This window comes from Psychrobacter piscatorii (genome assembly GCF_904846415.1).
Taxonomy (GTDB): Bacteria; Pseudomonadota; Gammaproteobacteria; order Pseudomonadales; family Moraxellaceae; genus Psychrobacter; species Psychrobacter piscatorii.
In genome coordinates this window covers 23,969-40,994 of record NZ_CAJHAR010000032.1, presented here as the reverse complement: position 1 = coordinate 40,994, position 17,026 = coordinate 23,969, and the positions used below count along the sequence as shown (strand labels likewise).

Here is a 17,026-nt window from a genome sequence, read left to right as displayed (position 1 = left end):
TTTAGACTAAGACTGTGACAGTCGGGGCAATTGATCTGTATTTGTGTCTTCATAACCTCAAATATATCATCTTGCTTTGACTGTCACCCTTCCTTTATTACCCCAGCATACTTTTTGATACACCACCCGTTTTTTTAATATATTAGTGGCTACTGTCGCTATTTTGGGGCAAAGTGTTCAAGGTAGACACAACTCATCCACTGCCTTAGGCAACCCTACGTAGGCGCTTTATATTATATTTCTAATGGGTTTTTAATCGTCCTATAACCAATAGTAATGAGACCTTATACAAATTATGGCTGATGAATCGATAGAAAAGACTAGATTTTTTGTGAATCATTAACTAATATAACTGTGGGCGACGTTCTGTATAGTTATCGTAAAAAACTATTATTAAACAAGCATTTAGTAACAAATCAACGATTTATAAGGTGTGTTGCTAAGGTTTGTTGTCTCAAGCGCGGCTACTTACTGACTATGTTAAAGTGCTTGTAAGTGACGCAACCTCTCTTATTGTCACTCTTTTTAGAGTGGATAAGGCGCTTGAATACAGAGCGTCAGATATTCAAGACGAACCACATGCACGGTTATTAAATGGTTGGATGTCCAGCTCTCATTGCTAGATATAACGACATAACAAACGATGCTTAAACGAACGACATAACGTATTACTGACTAAGCAATTGGCATTTAGGAGTATAAATTACTCTGTTTCAAAGCGCTGCCATTCACTGTCTTTAATATACGACGCATATGTCACGACATTATCTGATGACCAGGAGGGTCAAAGGTTTACTTGCTTTTATAGCATGATGTCGATTGAGCCTCGCACCATTTACTAATTCAACTATCCGAATATCCACTATCAGCCCGTTCTGCTTACGGGTACCAGCTTATGCTCCGCATTGGAGATGTAAGTTGCCCGTCTACTTAAAAGGACAAGCTATGTCAATGATTTCCTCGCAAACACACCTGGCCACGCCAGATGATTTTTCTGATAATTGCGGTTTTGGTTTAATTGCTCATATTAAGGGTGAAGCCAGCCATAATTTGGTAAAAACCGCCATTCATAGTTTAAGTTGCATGACACACCGTGGTGGTGTGGCGGCCGATGGTAGAACTGGTGATGGTTGCGGTCTACTATTAGCGACCCCTACCGACTTCTTTAAACAGATCGCCAATGAGCAGCAATTCGCAATTACAGACAACTTTGCCGTTGGTATGGTGTTCGTCAATTTGGATGATGATAAAGCCAAGCATAGCCAGCAAGTATTGAGCGATGAAATTACCGCCCAAGGATTAGAAGTCGCTGGCTGGCGTGATGTGCCACTTGATTTGAGTATTGTGGGTGAGATCGGCCGTGAGACATTACCAGATTTTAAGCAGGTATTTGTCAATGCGCCAGATGACTTGGCTGCTGAAGATTTCAACCGTAAGCTGTTTGTTGCACGCAAAAAAGCAGAGCAGCGTCTGGTTGATGATGAGTTGTTTTATGTATGTTCATTAAGCTGCCAGACCATTATTTATAAAGGTCTGGTCATGCCATCAGACTTACCAGCATTTTTCTTGGATCTGCAAGACGAGCGCTTGGCGTCACACATCGTGGTTTTCCATCAGCGTTTCTCCACCAATACTTTGCCACGATGGCCATTGGCACAGCCGTTCCGCTATCTGGCTCATAATGGTGAGTTGAACACCATTACAGGTAACCGCAACTGGTCTAAAGCACGTACGCCAAAGCTAAAATCAGACAAATTGCCGAACTTGAATGAATTGACGCCGCTTGTAAACAGCACAGGTTCTGATTCATCAAGCTTAGATAACATGCTTGAAGTGCTAATGTCTGGCGGCATGAACTTGTTCCATGCGATGTCGATTTTGGTTCCACCAGCGTGGCAGAACGTCGATAGCATGGATATGGATTTGCGAGCGTTTTATGAGTTTTACTCACAGCATATGGAAGCGTGGGATGGTCCTGCAGGGCTTGTGATCCAAGATGGACGCTATGCTGTCTGTATGCTTGATAGAAACGGTTTACGCCCATCACGTTGGGTGACGACCAAGAACGGTTATATCACCGTCGCATCAGAAGTTGGTGTTTGGGACTACTCACCACAAGATGTGTTGGCAAAAGGTCGTGTCGGCCCAGGCCAAATGCTGGTTATTGATACGTTGACAGGTCAAGTGATGGATACGACTGCTGTTGCAACGTTGCTGAAAAATGCGCACCCCTATCGAAAGTGGCTGCGTGAAGAAGCGACACGTGTCCGTGATGATGAGCGCTTAGAGGAAACCTTAGCAGCGCAAGCGTGCCGCGGCGATAAGCTAAAAGCCTTACAAAAAATGTATCACATCACCAATGAAGAGCGTACAGAGATCATCCGCCCTAATGCGGAAAACGGTCAAGAGCCAGTAGGCTCGATGGGTGATGACACGCCAATGGCAGTGCTATCGCAGCAAATCCGCCATGTCGGTGATTTTTTCCGTCAGCAATTTGCACAGGTGACCAACCCGCCAATCGATCCATTACGTGAGTCCATTGTGATGTCGTTGCAGACCTGCCTAGGTGCTGAGACTAATGTATTTGCGCCATCTGCGAGAGATGCTCATCGTATTATTTTGTCATCGCCAGTCCTGTCAGCTAGCAAAATGCAGCAGCTTGAAACCTTGGATGATCCAGCATTTAAGATGGCTCGTATCGATCTGAACTATGACCGTACTCTAGAGCTATCTGATGCTATCGTCGCTATTTGTGAGGAAGTGGCAGATAACATCCGCTCGGGCAACACGTTGATTGTACTGTCTGATAAAGATATCGATGCAGAGAAAGTACCCGCCAATGCCATCCTGGTCACAGGAGCCGTGCATCACTATCTAATCGCGCAAGGCATCCGTACCGATGCTAACTTGGTAATTGAGACAGGTCTGGCGCGCGATTCGCATCAAATAGCGGTATTGATTGGCTTTGGTGCGACTTGTGTGTATCCGTATCTGGCATATGATGTGATTGATGATTTGGTGGCTACTGGTGAGTTGCTTGGTGATCCGATCCAAGCTCGCGTTAATTTCCGCAAAGGCTTGGATAAAGGTTTGCTAAAAATCTTATCAAAAATGGGTATCTCTACCATTGTGTCGTATCGCGGGGCGCAGCTTTTTGAAGCGGTTGGTCTCTCTGAAGAAGTCGTGAGCTTATGTTTTAAAGGTGTACAAAGCCGTATTAAAGGCGCTACCTTTGCAGATCTTGCCGCTGACCAAGCGCAACTGGCTGCCAACGCGTTTAAGCGTCGTGCGCCACTAGATCAAGGTGGTTTGCTCAAATTCGTCTTCAACAAAGAGTATCATGCCTTTAACCCTGACGTGATTAACAGCCTGCATACGGCCGTACGTACGGGCGATTATGAGAATTATCAGAATTATGCCAATCTAGTCAATAGTCGCCCAGTTGCGACTTTGCGTGACTTGTTGCAACTAAAGACTGACAACAGTATCGATGTCGATGATGTTGAAGATATCTCTGAGATTTTGACGCGTTTTGACTCAGCTGGCATGTCGCTAGGCGCGCTGTCTCCTGAAGCACACGAGTCGATCGCGATGGCCATGAATACCATCGGTGGTCGTTCAAACTCTGGTGAGGGTGGTGAAGATCCTGCGCGTTATGGAACATTGCGTAACTCAAAGATCAAGCAAGTGGCCTCTGGTCGTTTTGGGGTGACGCCTGCGTATCTACGCTCAGCAGAAGTCATGCAGATTAAGGTCGCTCAAGGCGCCAAGCCTGGTGAAGGTGGACAGCTTCCTGGTGGTAAAGTGAATGCGTTGATTGCGCGCTTGCGTTATTCGGTGCCAGGCGTGACCTTGATTTCACCGCCGCCGCATCATGATATTTATTCTATCGAAGATTTGGCGCAGTTGATTTTTGATTTGAAGCAAGTCAATCCAGATGCATTGGTATCGGTTAAATTGGTTTCACGCCCAGGTGTTGGTACGATCGCCACGGGTGTTGCAAAAGCTTATGCCGATTTGATTACGATCTCAGGTTATGATGGTGGTACAGCAGCATCTCCGCTATCGTCTATCCATCATGCAGGCTCGCCATGGGAACTAGGTCTGGCTGAAACCCATCAGTCTCTACGAGTGAATGGATTACGTGATAAGGTACGTGTTCAGACCGATGGTGGTCTGAAAACAGGACTGGATGTCGTCAAGGCCGCTATTCTTGGTGCAGAAAGCTTTGGCTTTGGTACCACGCCGATGATTGCAGTTGGTTGTAAGTACCTACGTATCTGCCATTTGAACAACTGTCCAACAGGGGTTGCTACCCAAAAAGCCAAGCTACGCGATGAGCATTTCATTGGCGAAGCAGAAATGCTGATTAACTTCTTTAAATTTGTCGCAACTGAAACACGTGAATGGTTAGCAGCGCTAGGTGTTCGTAGTATGGAAGAGCTAGTCGGTCGTACTGACTTGCTAGATATCTTAGAAGGTAACACTGATAAGCAGCGTCATCTTGACTTAACGCCATTGCTATTTAGTCACCCAGCCAGTGTGGGCAAAGCCCAAACGTGTCAGGTGGAGCGTAACGAGCCATTTGATAAAGGCTTGCTCGCTGAGCAAATGATTAGCGATATGCTTGTGAATATTCGCCAAGGCTCAGGCGGCGATTATAGCTATTTCGTTGGCAACTGTGACCGCTCTATTGGTGCTCGTATCTCTGGTGAGATTGCGCAAGTATGGGGCAACCTTGGCATGAGTGATATGCCGATCAAGCTTCGTCTGACAGGTACTGCAGGGCAAAGTTTAGGCGTGTGGAATGCGGGCGGCTTAAATATCGAGCTTGAAGGCGATGCCAATGACTATGTGGGTAAAGGCATGGCTGGCGGTGAGATTGTCATTTATCCACCTAAAGACTCAAACTTTACGGCACAAGAAACCGCTATCATCGGTAATACTTGCCTATATGGTGCAACGGGCGGTAAGTTATATGCTGCCGGTACCGCAGGTGAGCGTTTTGGCGTCCGTAACTCTGGCGCACATGCAGTCATTGAGGGTACAGGCGACCATTGCTGTGAATATATGACTGGCGGTATCGTCACGATTCTTGGCCGTACTGGACTCAACTTCGGTGCTGGTATGACGGGTGGTTTTGCGTATGTACTCGATATGGAAGGCGACTTCTTTGACCGTTGCAACCATGAGCTAATCGATCTAAACCGTATCTCAAGCGAGCAAACAGAAGAGCATCGCATTCACTTACAGCAAGTGATTGAAGCTCATGTAGATAAAACAGGCAGTGCGTGGGGTCAGACGATACTGGACGACTTCGAGCACTATGTTCGTAAATTCTATTTGGTGAAGCCAAAAGCGGCGAACATTGCAAGTCTTCTTAAAACTACCATGGCCGACCCACAATAGCCGATTTGTCATTGTCGGTCGTATCAATGGATTGTATTGAGGAATCGACAATGACTTTGATTAGGGTAGCCAGCGTTCCGTTTTTAGAGACGTTTTAACTCACAGGTTTTCAGCAGGTACGTGACAGCAGCGATATATGTCTTAGATTTTAGACAAACAACACATCGCTTGACTGTCGCCACCCACTGCAAAAGAGCCTTATATAAAAGAGATAGCACCATGGCAAAACGCTTAGAAAATAATTTCCAGTTTTTAGATATACCGAGATTTGATCCAACCAAAAAAGACATTGCAACGCGCTCAACAGAGTTTGTTGAGATTTATAAACCTTTCGAAAACGAAGCTGTTGCCCAGCAAGCGCATCGTTGTCTTGAGTGTGGTAACCCGTACTGCGAGTGGAAATGTCCAGTACACAACTATATCCCTAACTGGCTAAAACTGGCCACCGAAGGACAGATATTTCAAGCGGCTGAATTGTGCCACCGTACCAATACCTTGCCTGAGGTCTGCGGCCGAGTTTGCCCACAAGATCGTTTGTGTGAAGGCGCTTGTACATTGAACGATGGCTTTGGGGCAGTGACGATTGGTAATGTTGAAAAGTACATCAACGATACCGCGTTTGCACTTGGCTGGCGTCCGGATATGTCTGAAGTCGTTTGGACAGACAAAAAAGTCGCTATCATTGGCGCAGGACCAGCAGGTCTAGGTTGTGCGGATATTTTGGTCAGAAATGGTGTCAAGCCTGTCGTCTTTGACAAGCGTCCTGAAATTGGCGGCTTATTAACCTTTGGTATCCCTGAGTTTAAAATGGAAAAAGATGTCATGCGCAATCGCCGTGTGATCTTTGAAGACATGGGTATGGAATTCCGTCTAGAGACAGAGATCGGTACAGACGTTACCATTGATGAGCTGTTGGCTGAGTATGACGCGGTCTTTATGGGTATGGGTACATACACCTATATGCGCGGCGGCTTCGCTGGTGAAGAGTTGACAGGCGTCTATGATGCGCTAGATTACCTGATTGCCAACGTCAACCGTTGTAATGACTGGGAAAAAGACGCTGAAGAGTATATCGACTTTAAAGGCAAAAGAGTTGTCGTACTAGGTGGCGGCGATACGGCGATGGACTGTAACCGTACCAGTATTCGTCAAGGTGCTGAAAAAGTCGTCTGTGCTTATCGCCGTGATGAAGAAAATATGCCTGGCTCACGCCGCGAAGTAGTCAATGCTCGTGAGGAAGGGGTTGAGTTTTTATTCAACCGTCAGCCTACTGAAATCATTGGCTTAAATGGCAAGGTCAATGGAGTAAAAGTAGTCACGACGCACTTGGGTGCGCCAGATAACCGCGGACGTCAGCGTCCTGAGCCGATTCCTAATTCTGAAGAGATTATCCCATGTGATGCCGTGATTATGGCATTTGGCTTTAGACCAAGTCCTGCTGATTGGTTCGAGTCGCAGCAAGTGGCAATGGACAGCTCTGGTCGCGTATTGGCTGCAGAAAAACAGACCTTTAAGTTCCAAACGCAAAATCCCAAAATTTTTGCAGGTGGTGATATGGTGCGTGGCTCTGATTTGGTCGTGACGGCTATTTGGGAAGGCCGCGAAGCAGCGGAAGGTATACTAGACTTTTTAGAGGTTTAGTGAGATTGATTCAAACTTAGCTATTCATCAGCAGGGTTTGAGTTTGAACGTCTTTTGTCTTTTAATAGACAAAAGGCGTTTTTTTGATTAATACTTTGTAAATCGAGGCTCGACTGCTAGCATGTTTGTGCGTAACCTATGTGCGTTACCATTTATCTCGCTTATTAACCAAAAAGAGTAGCCTTGCGTGAAATCAACCCTTTACCAGCGTGTTACTGCTCCATTTACTGAGCCTTATGTTCGCTATCAACATGCCGACGTCTTGCACGCCATTCGCTTAGGAACGGCTGTCATACTGGCGCTACTGGTCAATAAACTCACCAATCTGCCACATGGGGAATGGACGACCATTACGGTTTTTATTATCTTGGGATTATTGCAGTATCAAGGCGCTATCTATACCAAAGCCAAAGAGCGTGTCTTGGGTACGCTATTAGGTATAGGTACGGCCCTTGGGGTGCTGTGGTTCATTCAAAATGCAGGTGCATGGCCATGGGTGGACTACGCGCTCATCGGTCTATTAAGCGGCATCATTGGCTATTTAGCCGTCAGAAAGCTCGGATATACAGGGCTGCTAACGGGTATCACTATGTTGATGATTGTCTCTGATTTGGGACACAACAGCATCGGTCAAGATGGTATCTACCGCGCGCTAAATATTTTACTGGGTACAGGCGTTTCGGTAGCAGTGACGCTGATTTTACCACTCAAATCAACGTTGATGTGGCGGTTTTTATTGAGTAGTAATCTTGACGCTTGTAGCAGTCTCTATGCTGGCGTGGGTCATCATATTGATGCAGCGGATGGGGTAATGGACAATGCTATTCAAAAATCAAACCCAATCGCCTTTCCTATTAAAGAAGTACCCGTTGATAGGAAGTTGGTAACAGCGCTACAACAGATCAATAAACGCCTGCTGGCTGTACGTCCACATATCGCTGCGACAGCAAGTGAGTCAGGAATCGAAAAAGAGACACTAGAGACAATTCAGCGTACCCATCGTAATATCATTGGCACAATTGACTTATTATTAAGTGCTGCTCCGCGTTTGGCGAATATCGAAATCGATGAAGAAAACCATGTGTTGTTGATACATTATCAGCACGAATTGACGCAAGCCATGCAGCATATGGCGGCGGTACTCCGAAGTCCAAGCGATGAAGTATTTCGCCCGATTACTCGTATTGCTGTGTCAGAATATCCAAGCGTGCAGCACTTAGCATTTGAGTGGCAGGGGTATTTTTGGTTAACACAGACGTTGCAAACGCAGTTGCAGCAATTGAGTGATCTGTTACAAACCTCTAAGCTACACTGGTTTGCTGCATCTGGGCTGGGTTATCAGCGCCGTGAGCAGCGCCGGATGAAAGAGCAGGGCGGCGAGACGGATTTGCATTTATAATGCATAAAAAAACGCTGACCATTTAGGATCAGCGTTTTTTTTCTTAAATATCTACTTTATTTTAAAAATATTAAACCATGGCTATTAGCGACCCGTTTTTAGCTTATCCCAGTATTGTTGATACACTTGTAGTGCCTCATCGCCCACATCTTCTTGGAACTCAGCTTTTGCTAACACGTCTTTAGATGGGTAAATCGTTGGGTTGTTGCGAACGCTTTCATCCATTAGCTCTCGTGCTGCCAGATTTGGTGAGGCATAACCAATTTCTTCACTCACGATTTTGGCGTTTTCAGGGCGTAGCAAGTAATCAATAAATTTGTGTGCTGCATCAACTTGTTTGGCATTTTTTGGAATGACAAAGTTGTCCATCCACAAGATAGCGCCTTCAGTTGGATATTTATAAGCTAGGCTCGTTAGACCTTCGTCATTCGCCATGACCGCTTCGCCATTCCACGTCATGCCAAGAGACGTCTCACCTTCGATGTACGGCATACGTGTCGCATCAGAGTTAAACGTTTTGACGTTCGGCATTAACGTTGTAAGCTTGTCGTAAGCCGCTTTGATTTCATCAGGATTGCTACTGTTGCCTGAGTAGCCTAGCGTCAGTAACGCCATACCAAACACTTCACGCACATCGTTGGTAAGCATCACCTGACCTTTATACTTAGGATCCCATAGGTCGTTCCAGCTATTCACAGTTGCAGGATCGACACTATCACCATTGATCGCGAGACCGGTGCTACCCCACATGTACGGTATAGAGTATTTATTGTCAGGGTCGACTTTGGTGTTGGTAAATGACGTATCGAGGTTTTTAAAGTTACTTAATTTAGACTTATCTAACTCTTGCAACAGTCCTTCTTTGGCCATCTTTTCGACATAATAAGTCGATGGAATGGCCAAATCATACTGGCTAGAATCATCGAGCAGTTTGAGCTTGGCGTACATCGCTTCGTTTGAATCAAACGTCGTGTAATTGACCGCGATGCCAGTTTCTTCTTCAAAACCATCCAAAATCTCTTGTGGCATATATTCTGACCAGTTATACAAATTGAGCGTCTCATTGCTCGCCGCAGCGCTGCCATCTGCCGCATTGTCAGAGTTACTACAGCTAGCTAACGCTAGGCCAATAGCTGCCGCTAATAATGCTTTTGGTACCATACGACCGATACGAGCTGGGTTATCTGGATGGGACGATGATAAATGGGTCAAAATATCTCTCCTAAATAAAATAATGCAAATCAAAAAGTTGATAAAAATAATCAGGCAGTCAATGCTTCATGTCGCTAATAAAACTATTATGGTTATTACTTTATACAATTTAAAGGGCTATTATCAAAACGATGCTTAGTTATGCTAATAAAGGTCGCTAATAATACTAATCAAATTAGTAATGAAAATTAGTTTAAAGACAGTCAATGCTGGGTGAGTTTTCTAGAGCATTGATAAGGATGAGGCAAATAATGGCCGTATAGACCTATGCTATTACAAGTATAAGTATAAGAGAAGATTCAAGCGTCGAATAGCGCCAAGCCCTTAGAACTTAAGATAATAATTAGCCATACCAGAATAGCAAAGGATGCGGCGCGATGACTGAGCGCCGCTATCACCGAAGATTCAATGACTGTTGATGGTAGTTCAACGATGCTTTGGTAGAATATTGATAGGTACGTAGTACATGCTCAAATAAGATTTTTATTTGGTTGACGAAGTGGCGTAGAACGGTTCAAGCACTGTCTGTATGCCATACTCTTCGATCGTCCCAGTGACGAAATCAGCACGCGCTATCAGATCAGGCTGCGCATCACCCATCGCCACGGCAAACCCCACCAAATCAAACATTTCTAAGTCATTCATACCATCGCCAAATGCCATACACTCGCTGACATCTACCCCATAGTACTCACAGACATCTTTGATCCCGCGCGCTTTTGATGCTTCTATTGGCAATATATCTGCACCGATTTGATGCCAATGCACCAGTTTTAAATCATACTGCGCAAAGTCGATATCTTGCATTTTTTCTTGTTGATTATTAAAAAATACTGAGCACTGATAGACGGTATTTGACTTGTAATACTCAGAGTCAAGAATAGAGTTGGGTGTGACAGCATTGAATTCACGCAAACGATCATTTTCACCTGACCAAGCGATATGAGTGGCGGAGTCAAACTTGTGAATTAAGTCGCTCTGCTGGCACAGACGCACGATTTTATCTGTTTGCTCACCAGACAATGGATAGTGGCTGATTCGGCCATTTTTATCAAAGCTATACTGTCCATTCATACAAATAATGGCATCCAATATATCTGCATCAAGCAATGCTAAAATATCCTCAGGCAATATGGCCTTGGAGCGCCCAGTTGAAATCACCAACTTGATATCAGTGTCTGCCAGTTGCTCAAGGGTTGCTTTATTATGTTCGGCAATGACGCCGCTGCGGCTCAAGGTATCATCGATATCGAAAAAGATGATTTTAGGTGTAGAAACTTTGGTATTCATACTTTCTTGAGCAATTTTATCTTCGATAAACATGTTTGTCCTTTACATTTTAAGCGCTGCTATTAAAGCTAATAGTAGCTGATTACTAATACCTGAGCGACTTTATTATTTGTTTTATCCTACAGGCTCATCAGCCAAAAACGATGAGAGTTTTGACTAGGTTGTGTAACGCATGGGTCTTACGCTATTAACTTTGATGATTCATAAAATTGCTAACGTATTACCGAAGATACTGTTGATATTTTATGTTTACACTATATATAGACTACACTTGCGTTGAATATTTTTTAGTTTATCTAATGAATTTTATCTAGTGAATTATTATTTTGTTTTCTGAGCTAAGTTCTTGAAAGAGGGTTTATTTATAACGACTTAAGCATTTATAGAGAAAACTGAATAAGCAAAATAATTTATGGGGACAATATTATGACTGCTTCCGCTCAAAACTCAAACGCTAAAGATGTATCAGACGAGGGGCTGCTTGCTCCGACTCCACGCCATTCTGACAGTCGGTTAGAGGCTGATTGGCTATTTTTATACGAGAAGCTACCGCCCAATCAGTGGCTCAGTGCAGACTATATTTATAAGACATCGTTTTGGTTAAGTATTCACGCTGATATACGTAAACGTCAACACGTTCTCACCCAAATCAGTGACGCCTATCATGCCGGTGATATTGAATGGTCAGAATACCGCTCACAAATCTCACCACGGATTAATCAATATATTTTTAAGTTACATCAGCACCATAGTATTGAAGATACAGGCTACTTTCCACAGTTCATTCGCATGTATCCTCAACTAAAAGCAGGTTTTGAGATATTAGATCGTGACCACGTACATTTGGATGCACTACTTAATGAGTTGCAAGTGCTAAACAGTAGGCTAGCATCAAGCAACACTGAAGATAAAGCACTGGGTGAGCAATTGCATCAGCGCCTAATTGATGCCAGTGAGCTACTGTCGCAACACCTCACTGATGAAGAAGACTTGGTGATTCCTATTTTGGGACTGAATTAGTGCTATAAGGAAAAATAGTTCAGCTTTATTTTTTTATTAGATAGGACTACCGCACTGAATGTATCGAAATCTATAGTACTACGATGTGGCGATAGGAGCGGAGTACGCTATCTTATTGAAACTGCAATGTTATCTCTCTAGAAAATAATGATAACGGGTAAAAACCTACTAAAAAATACAAAATGTTGTTGATTGTACTTTAGATTAAAGGGTATCTTAATTTAAAGCGGCTTTTGATCATTGAAATTCTTTATGCACAACGTTATTGATGACATCTTAGAATCTGGTACCGAAGTTTTAGAGGAGGGAGATAAAGACGGTGCAGATATTCTGGTTAGCCTTACATATATCGATAATAATCGTGAGAAAGATAATGGCATAAAGCTGACTCGTGCCTTTGAAGCGGCACGAAAAAATACTAAAAAAGCGATGTCACTCAAGCGCTTGTCATTAATGGTTATTATTTTATTCAAAACATCGAAAACTCGAGATTTTCGATCAAGGAAAGCTTAGTTATTGTTATTTTGGGATTAAACAATAGTAATTATAGTCAAATATAGATTAGGCTTTTAAGCTATTAGAATAATACAATCACACAGTTTTTACCAACATTTGTAGTAAAATTCGCGGCAGTAAATATTGATGTCCTATCTCATCAAAAAGGTCATGTCATAATTTAAAAAAATAATAATAGATGGTAAAAATTCGGTCAAAACGTAACAATTTCATTGATTATATTTTATAATAAAGTGTATCTTAATTTAGACAAGTATTTTGTAAATAGGGTTCTTTATGAACATTACAACGATAAGCCATACTCCTGAACATAAAAAAAGAAATGGTGAGCATATTCTTATTCACATGACATATATCGCCAAAAATGTCGAGCTAAATTCAGGAATCGAGCTGACTCGCGCACTTGAGCATTGGCGCAGATATTTTGAAGAAAACGATATCGTTTCAGCTTTAGTTATTAGTGAAGGTTATTTTGTTCAAAGTTTTCAAGGGACAAGGCCTGCTATCAATACTGCCTTGGCAAAGATATTTGACGAGCATTCAACCATCTTTCCAAATATCGTTAATATAGAGGAAATAGAATCGCGCCAATGGAGTGGTTTTTTAATCAAACATCTCACCTCAAGCGCTGAAGATGAGGAATATACTTTAAAGAGCTTCTCAGCAGGTTCTGACTATAATCCATATCTAATGACAAGTGCGCAGATTGAAAATTTTCTGAAAGCAATTTTTGATGAGAAAAAACCACGAATTCATGATGTTATTTGACTTTGATTTTCTGTAATTAAGGGTTTGTTAGGCAATAGAGCAAGCACTTAATTGATGTGAGTGAGCTGTTATTGTAATTCTGATCGATCAGCAAGATTTGGAGATGAATAACTTGAGTTTAAAATTTGTTTTAGTTTAGAAAAATGTTTTGCAAATAAGGTTGCTTATGCATATAACGACGAGCCATACTTCAAAAAATAATAATAGAAATGGCGAGCATATTCTTCTCAGTCTCACTTATATCGGAAGAAATAGCGAAGAAAATAACGGAATAGAGTTAACTAGAGTTCTTGAGCGATGGCGCAGAAACAATGAGAAAAGTGATATAACCTCTGCACTTGTTATTAATGATAATTACTTAATTCAAAATATTGAAGGCTCAAGGCCTATTATCAATGAAGTCTTAGCAATATTGATTAATGACTATCCTCATTTATTGCCTCATATCATTGGAGTTGAGGAGATAGAGGTGCGAAGATGGAATGGGTTTTTGATCAAATATTTAACATCAAGCACTGAAGATGAGGAATATACCTTAAAGAGCTTCTCAGCAGGTGCTGACTTCAATCCTTACCTCATGAAAAGTACTCAGATTACAAGCTTCCTAAAAACGATCTTTGAAGATACTGAATTTAATAAGTTTTAAGTAAGTTCTCTATTTTGATTAGCGTAAAAAAGCCGCCTATACATTTGTGTAGGCGGCTTTTTTATACATTGGTGTGTGAAATAAACTTTCTTGCTTATTGATAAGAAAGAATATGATACTTTCAATTATTATTTCAGGAGTTACTCACCTGATAGTAGGTAGAACGCACTCTAGGTCAATCAATTGTGCTTCTTAATCACTTTGACAAAGTCGCTTATATAAACGCTTATCTACTGCATCAGTAAATTCAAGAGGGCGAGTAGATTTATCATTTGTTTCCAACTCAAACGTATCGAATATGTCAGCGAAAGATCCTGAAGGTTCAGTCTTTGCGAAAAGTCGTTGAGAGTGAGTAGTGACCGTTTGTTCTGTACACTCAATAATATAAGAAGCAGTTATATAAGGTTCATAAAGTGCAATTGAATAATTAGAGAAATGACTCTGAGGCCAAGTACTGGTCTTCATAGGTACTTGGTATTGCGAATCACTTAAATTCTTAGCCTCATGAAAATCAACATAGATTTCAACAGGATCAGTTGGATCATTTTCATTTACTAGTTGCCATTCAGCAAAGCTTGATTGTGAAAGGATCAATACAAACAATAATGAGGTTGATTTTTTCATTACTCACCCAACCTCAACACTCGTTACATTCTGAAAGCCTCGTGGCAACTGCCCACCGCGATTACCACGACTGCCCGTATAGTTTGCCAGATCATTCGGTTTTAGCGTCACATGACGTTTGCCAGCAGTAATGACGAGGCTGTTTTGCTGACTAAGTGGCGTGATGGCGAGCACTTCTTCATCGTCTTTTAATTTGATCAGTTTGTTACCTTTACCGCGAGCCTGTTCAGGCAAATCATCAAGGGAAAATATCAATAAATATCCCGCATTGGTCACCACAGCGACATGGTCAGGCGCTACATTTGTATTAGTCGTTTCACCGTCGGCATTGACAGTCGTATCTATTGGAGCATCAATGCGCGCAACAGGAAGTAGACGACCATCAGCTGCCAGGTTAATGATATTTTTCCCTGCTTTTTGGTTGCTATCAAGATTACCTAGTGTATTGATAAAACCATAACCGGCGGAGCTAGCGAGGATGATGCGCTGATTGTTGTCACCCGTTAATAACTGCTCAAAGCTCGCACCGGCTGACGGTTTCAACACACTGGTCAGTGGATCGCCTTGACCACGCGCGGAGGCGAGATTGTGCGCATCGATACTATAGCTACGTCCCGTACTGTCGAGTACATAGATTTTTTCATTAGATTTACCGCGCACGTGCGCCTGATAACTGTCGCCTGAGCGATAACTCATACCAGCGGCATCGACGTCATGACCTTTGGCCGCGCGAATCCAGCCTGCTTTGGACAGGATAGCGGTGACTGGCTCACTCGGCACCAGATCAGATTCTTTTAATGCTTGTGCTTCTTCGCGTTCTGCCAATGGTGATACGCGCTCGTTGCCGTGCTCTTTCATATCGGCAGTGAGCTCTTCAATCATCAAGTTGGTCAGACTATCTGGATTGTCCAAGTATTCTTGAATAATGGCGCGTTCGGCAGCCAGTTCGTCCTGCTCGCGGCGTAGCTCAATTTCCTCTAACTTTGCCAACTGACGCAGACGAATATCCAAGATAGCATTGGCCTGAATGTCAGTCAGGTCATAATCCTGCATCAATGTTGCTTTTGGATCGTCTTCTTCACGAATGATGCGTATCACTTCATCGATATTGAGATACGCAATCAATAAGCCTGCAAGGATGTGCAAGCGCTTATTAATTTTATCAAGGCGATATTGCAGACGACGCGTGACGACTGAGCGGCGACAAATGAGCCATTCCTCTAAGATTTCTTTTAGGTTTTTGACCTGCGGCTTACCATTTAGGCCAATCATATTCATATTGACGCGATAGTTGCTCTCAAGATCAGTACTAGCAAACAGATGACTCATAACCCGATCGACATCGACGCGCGTTGATCGCAATTCTAATACGATACGACAAGCGTTCTCATGATCTGACTCATCATGAATATCGGTAATCCAAGGCAGTTTTTTGTCCGTCATGAGCTTGGCGATTTGCTCTTGGATTTTGTTGCCTGAGACTTGATAGGGCAGCGCGTCGATAATGACTAAATTCTTCTCTTTGGGGTCGATATGAAAAGTCGCGCGCATTTTGTAACTACCACGTCCCGTCTCATACATCGCTTGTAAGTCTTTTTTGCTAGTGATGATTTCAGCTGGTGTTGGCAGGTCAGGTGCTGGTATCGACTGAGTGAGCTGCTTCACTGACAGCTCTGGGTTCTTGAGCAAGCGAATGGCCGCGCGTACCACTTCGTTAAGATTATGTGGTGGGATATCGGTTGCCATGCCAACCGCGATACCTGTGGTACCGTTCAATAAAATATTGGGCAAGCGGGCGGGTAGAGTGGTTGGCTCCTGCATCGTACCGTCAAAGTTGTCTTGCCAATCCACTGTACCTTGTCCTAGTTCTGCGAGCAATGTATTGGCATAAGCAGACATTTTGGCTTCGGTATAACGCATGGCCGCAAAGGACTTAGGATCATCAGGGCTACCCCAGTTACCTTGACCCGTGATGAGTGGATAGCGATAGCTGAACGGCTGTGCCATCAGCACCATAGCTTCATAACACGCGCTGTCACCATGTGGGTGGTATTTACCGAGTACATCACCGACCGTACGCGCAGATTTTTTCGCCTTAGCAGAGGATTTTAGCCCAAGCTCGCTCATGGCGTAGACGATACGGCGCTGAACAGGTTTGAGGCCATCAGCGATATTTGGCAATGCCCGATCCATGATGACGTACATGGCATAATTGAGATAGGCCTGCTCAGTGAACTCTGCCACTGAGCGAGTATCCATCGGCTCATTAGGAATGATTGGGGCAATAGTAGGATCAATAACATCAGACATAAAATAGACTTCGCTTATGAGTTTTAATTAGTATGGTTTATATAGTCAGGCATAGTATGAATGTGAATCGCACCGTATGTTCATTTAGGTTCGGCGCGATATTCACGTAAAAATAAGATAGTGCTATCGTAAAGGATATTGATCCAATTAAAAAGACATGTATCAGAATATACGACAGCTCATGACGTGCT

General features: G+C 43.2%; 11 protein-coding genes. 7 read left to right on the top strand and 4 right to left on the bottom strand.

The window, feature by feature from the left end; genetic code table 11:
• The first annotated feature begins 945 nt into the window (after positions 1 to 945).
• From gltB to JMX83_RS12630, 3 genes are all read left to right on the top strand, one after another.
• A complete protein-coding gene (gltB, locus tag JMX83_RS12640) occupies positions 946 to 5,409 on the top strand; it encodes a glutamate synthase large subunit (protein WP_201602380.1) in 4,464 nt (1,487 codons plus the stop codon).
• 219 nt (positions 5,410 to 5,628) lie between these two features.
• Positions 5,629 to 7,050 (top strand): glutamate synthase subunit beta, encoded by a 1,422-nt coding sequence (locus tag JMX83_RS12635; RefSeq protein WP_201602377.1) that lies wholly within the window; start codon positions 5,629 to 5,631, stop codon positions 7,048 to 7,050.
• A gap of 187 nt (positions 7,051 to 7,237) precedes the next feature.
• On the top strand, positions 7,238 to 8,449 hold the full coding sequence (locus JMX83_RS12630; protein ID WP_201602374.1) for an FUSC family protein: 1,212 nt from the start codon (positions 7,238 to 7,240) through the stop codon (positions 8,447 to 8,449).
• 84 nt (positions 8,450 to 8,533) lie between these two features.
• On the opposite strand, the gene JMX83_RS12625 is transcribed toward JMX83_RS12630, so the two are convergent.
• The gene (locus tag JMX83_RS12625; RefSeq protein WP_201602371.1) at positions 8,534 to 9,661 is read right to left on the bottom strand and encodes an ABC transporter substrate-binding protein; all 1,128 of its coding nucleotides are present in this window, start codon (positions 9,659 to 9,661) and stop codon (positions 8,534 to 8,536) included.
• Between the two features lie 483 nt (positions 9,662 to 10,144).
• The gene (locus tag JMX83_RS12620; protein ID WP_227675858.1) at positions 10,145 to 10,984 is read right to left on the bottom strand and encodes an HAD family hydrolase; all 840 of its coding nucleotides are present in this window, start codon (positions 10,982 to 10,984) and stop codon (positions 10,145 to 10,147) included.
• Positions 10,985 to 11,377: 393 nt separating this feature from the next.
• Here JMX83_RS12620 and JMX83_RS12615 point away from each other — a divergent pair, with 393 nt between their 5' ends.
• The 4 genes from JMX83_RS12615 (at position 11,378) to JMX83_RS12600 (ending at position 13,901) form a co-directional block, all read left to right on the top strand.
• A complete protein-coding gene (locus JMX83_RS12615; protein ID WP_201602369.1) occupies positions 11,378 to 11,971 on the top strand; it encodes a hemerythrin domain-containing protein in 594 nt (197 codons plus the stop codon).
• Between the two features lie 252 nt (positions 11,972 to 12,223).
• Entirely contained in the window at positions 12,224 to 12,484 is a 261-nt protein-coding gene (locus tag JMX83_RS12610) for a hypothetical protein (RefSeq protein WP_201602367.1), read from the top strand.
• Between the two features lie 279 nt (positions 12,485 to 12,763).
• Positions 12,764 to 13,255, top strand: a complete 492-nt coding sequence (locus tag JMX83_RS12605) for a BLUF domain-containing protein (RefSeq protein WP_201602365.1) — start codon at positions 12,764 to 12,766, stop codon at positions 13,253 to 13,255.
• A 166-nt stretch (positions 13,256 to 13,421) separates the two neighbouring features.
• Positions 13,422 to 13,901 (top strand): BLUF domain-containing protein, encoded by a 480-nt coding sequence (locus JMX83_RS12600; RefSeq protein WP_201602363.1) that lies wholly within the window; start codon positions 13,422 to 13,424, stop codon positions 13,899 to 13,901.
• A gap of 192 nt (positions 13,902 to 14,093) precedes the next feature.
• On the opposite strand, the gene JMX83_RS12595 is transcribed toward JMX83_RS12600, so the two are convergent.
• Complete coding sequence (locus JMX83_RS12595) at positions 14,094 to 14,525, bottom strand: hypothetical protein (protein WP_201602361.1); 432 nt, start codon at positions 14,523 to 14,525, stop codon at positions 14,094 to 14,096.
• A 3-nt stretch (positions 14,526 to 14,528) separates the two neighbouring features.
• Positions 14,529 to 16,835, bottom strand: coding sequence for a DNA topoisomerase IV subunit A (parC, locus tag JMX83_RS12590; protein ID WP_201602359.1), 2,307 nt, complete (start codon positions 16,833 to 16,835; stop codon positions 14,529 to 14,531).
• Positions 16,836 to 17,026 lie beyond the last annotated feature (191 nt).

Excerpts from the sequence above, each read along its gene's own strand:
- JMX83_RS12620 (WP_227675858.1), bottom strand. The coding sequence starts at position 10,984 with ATGTTTATCGAAGATAAAATTGCTCAAGAAAGTATGAATACCAAAGTT.
- parC (WP_201602359.1), bottom strand. The coding sequence starts at position 16,835 with ATGTCTGATGTTATTGATCCTACTATTGCCCCAATCATTCCTAATGAG.
- JMX83_RS12600 (WP_201602363.1), top strand. The coding sequence starts at position 13,422 with ATGCATATAACGACGAGCCATACTTCAAAAAATAATAATAGAAATGGC.
- JMX83_RS12595 (WP_201602361.1), bottom strand. The coding sequence starts at position 14,525 with ATGAAAAAATCAACCTCATTATTGTTTGTATTGATCCTTTCACAATCA.
- JMX83_RS12635 (WP_201602377.1), top strand. The coding sequence starts at position 5,629 with ATGGCAAAACGCTTAGAAAATAATTTCCAGTTTTTAGATATACCGAGA.
- JMX83_RS12605 (WP_201602365.1), top strand. The coding sequence starts at position 12,764 with ATGAACATTACAACGATAAGCCATACTCCTGAACATAAAAAAAGAAAT.
- JMX83_RS12615 (WP_201602369.1), top strand. The coding sequence starts at position 11,378 with ATGACTGCTTCCGCTCAAAACTCAAACGCTAAAGATGTATCAGACGAG.
- JMX83_RS12610 (WP_201602367.1), top strand. The coding sequence starts at position 12,224 with ATGCACAACGTTATTGATGACATCTTAGAATCTGGTACCGAAGTTTTA.
- gltB (WP_201602380.1), top strand. The coding sequence starts at position 946 with ATGTCAATGATTTCCTCGCAAACACACCTGGCCACGCCAGATGATTTT.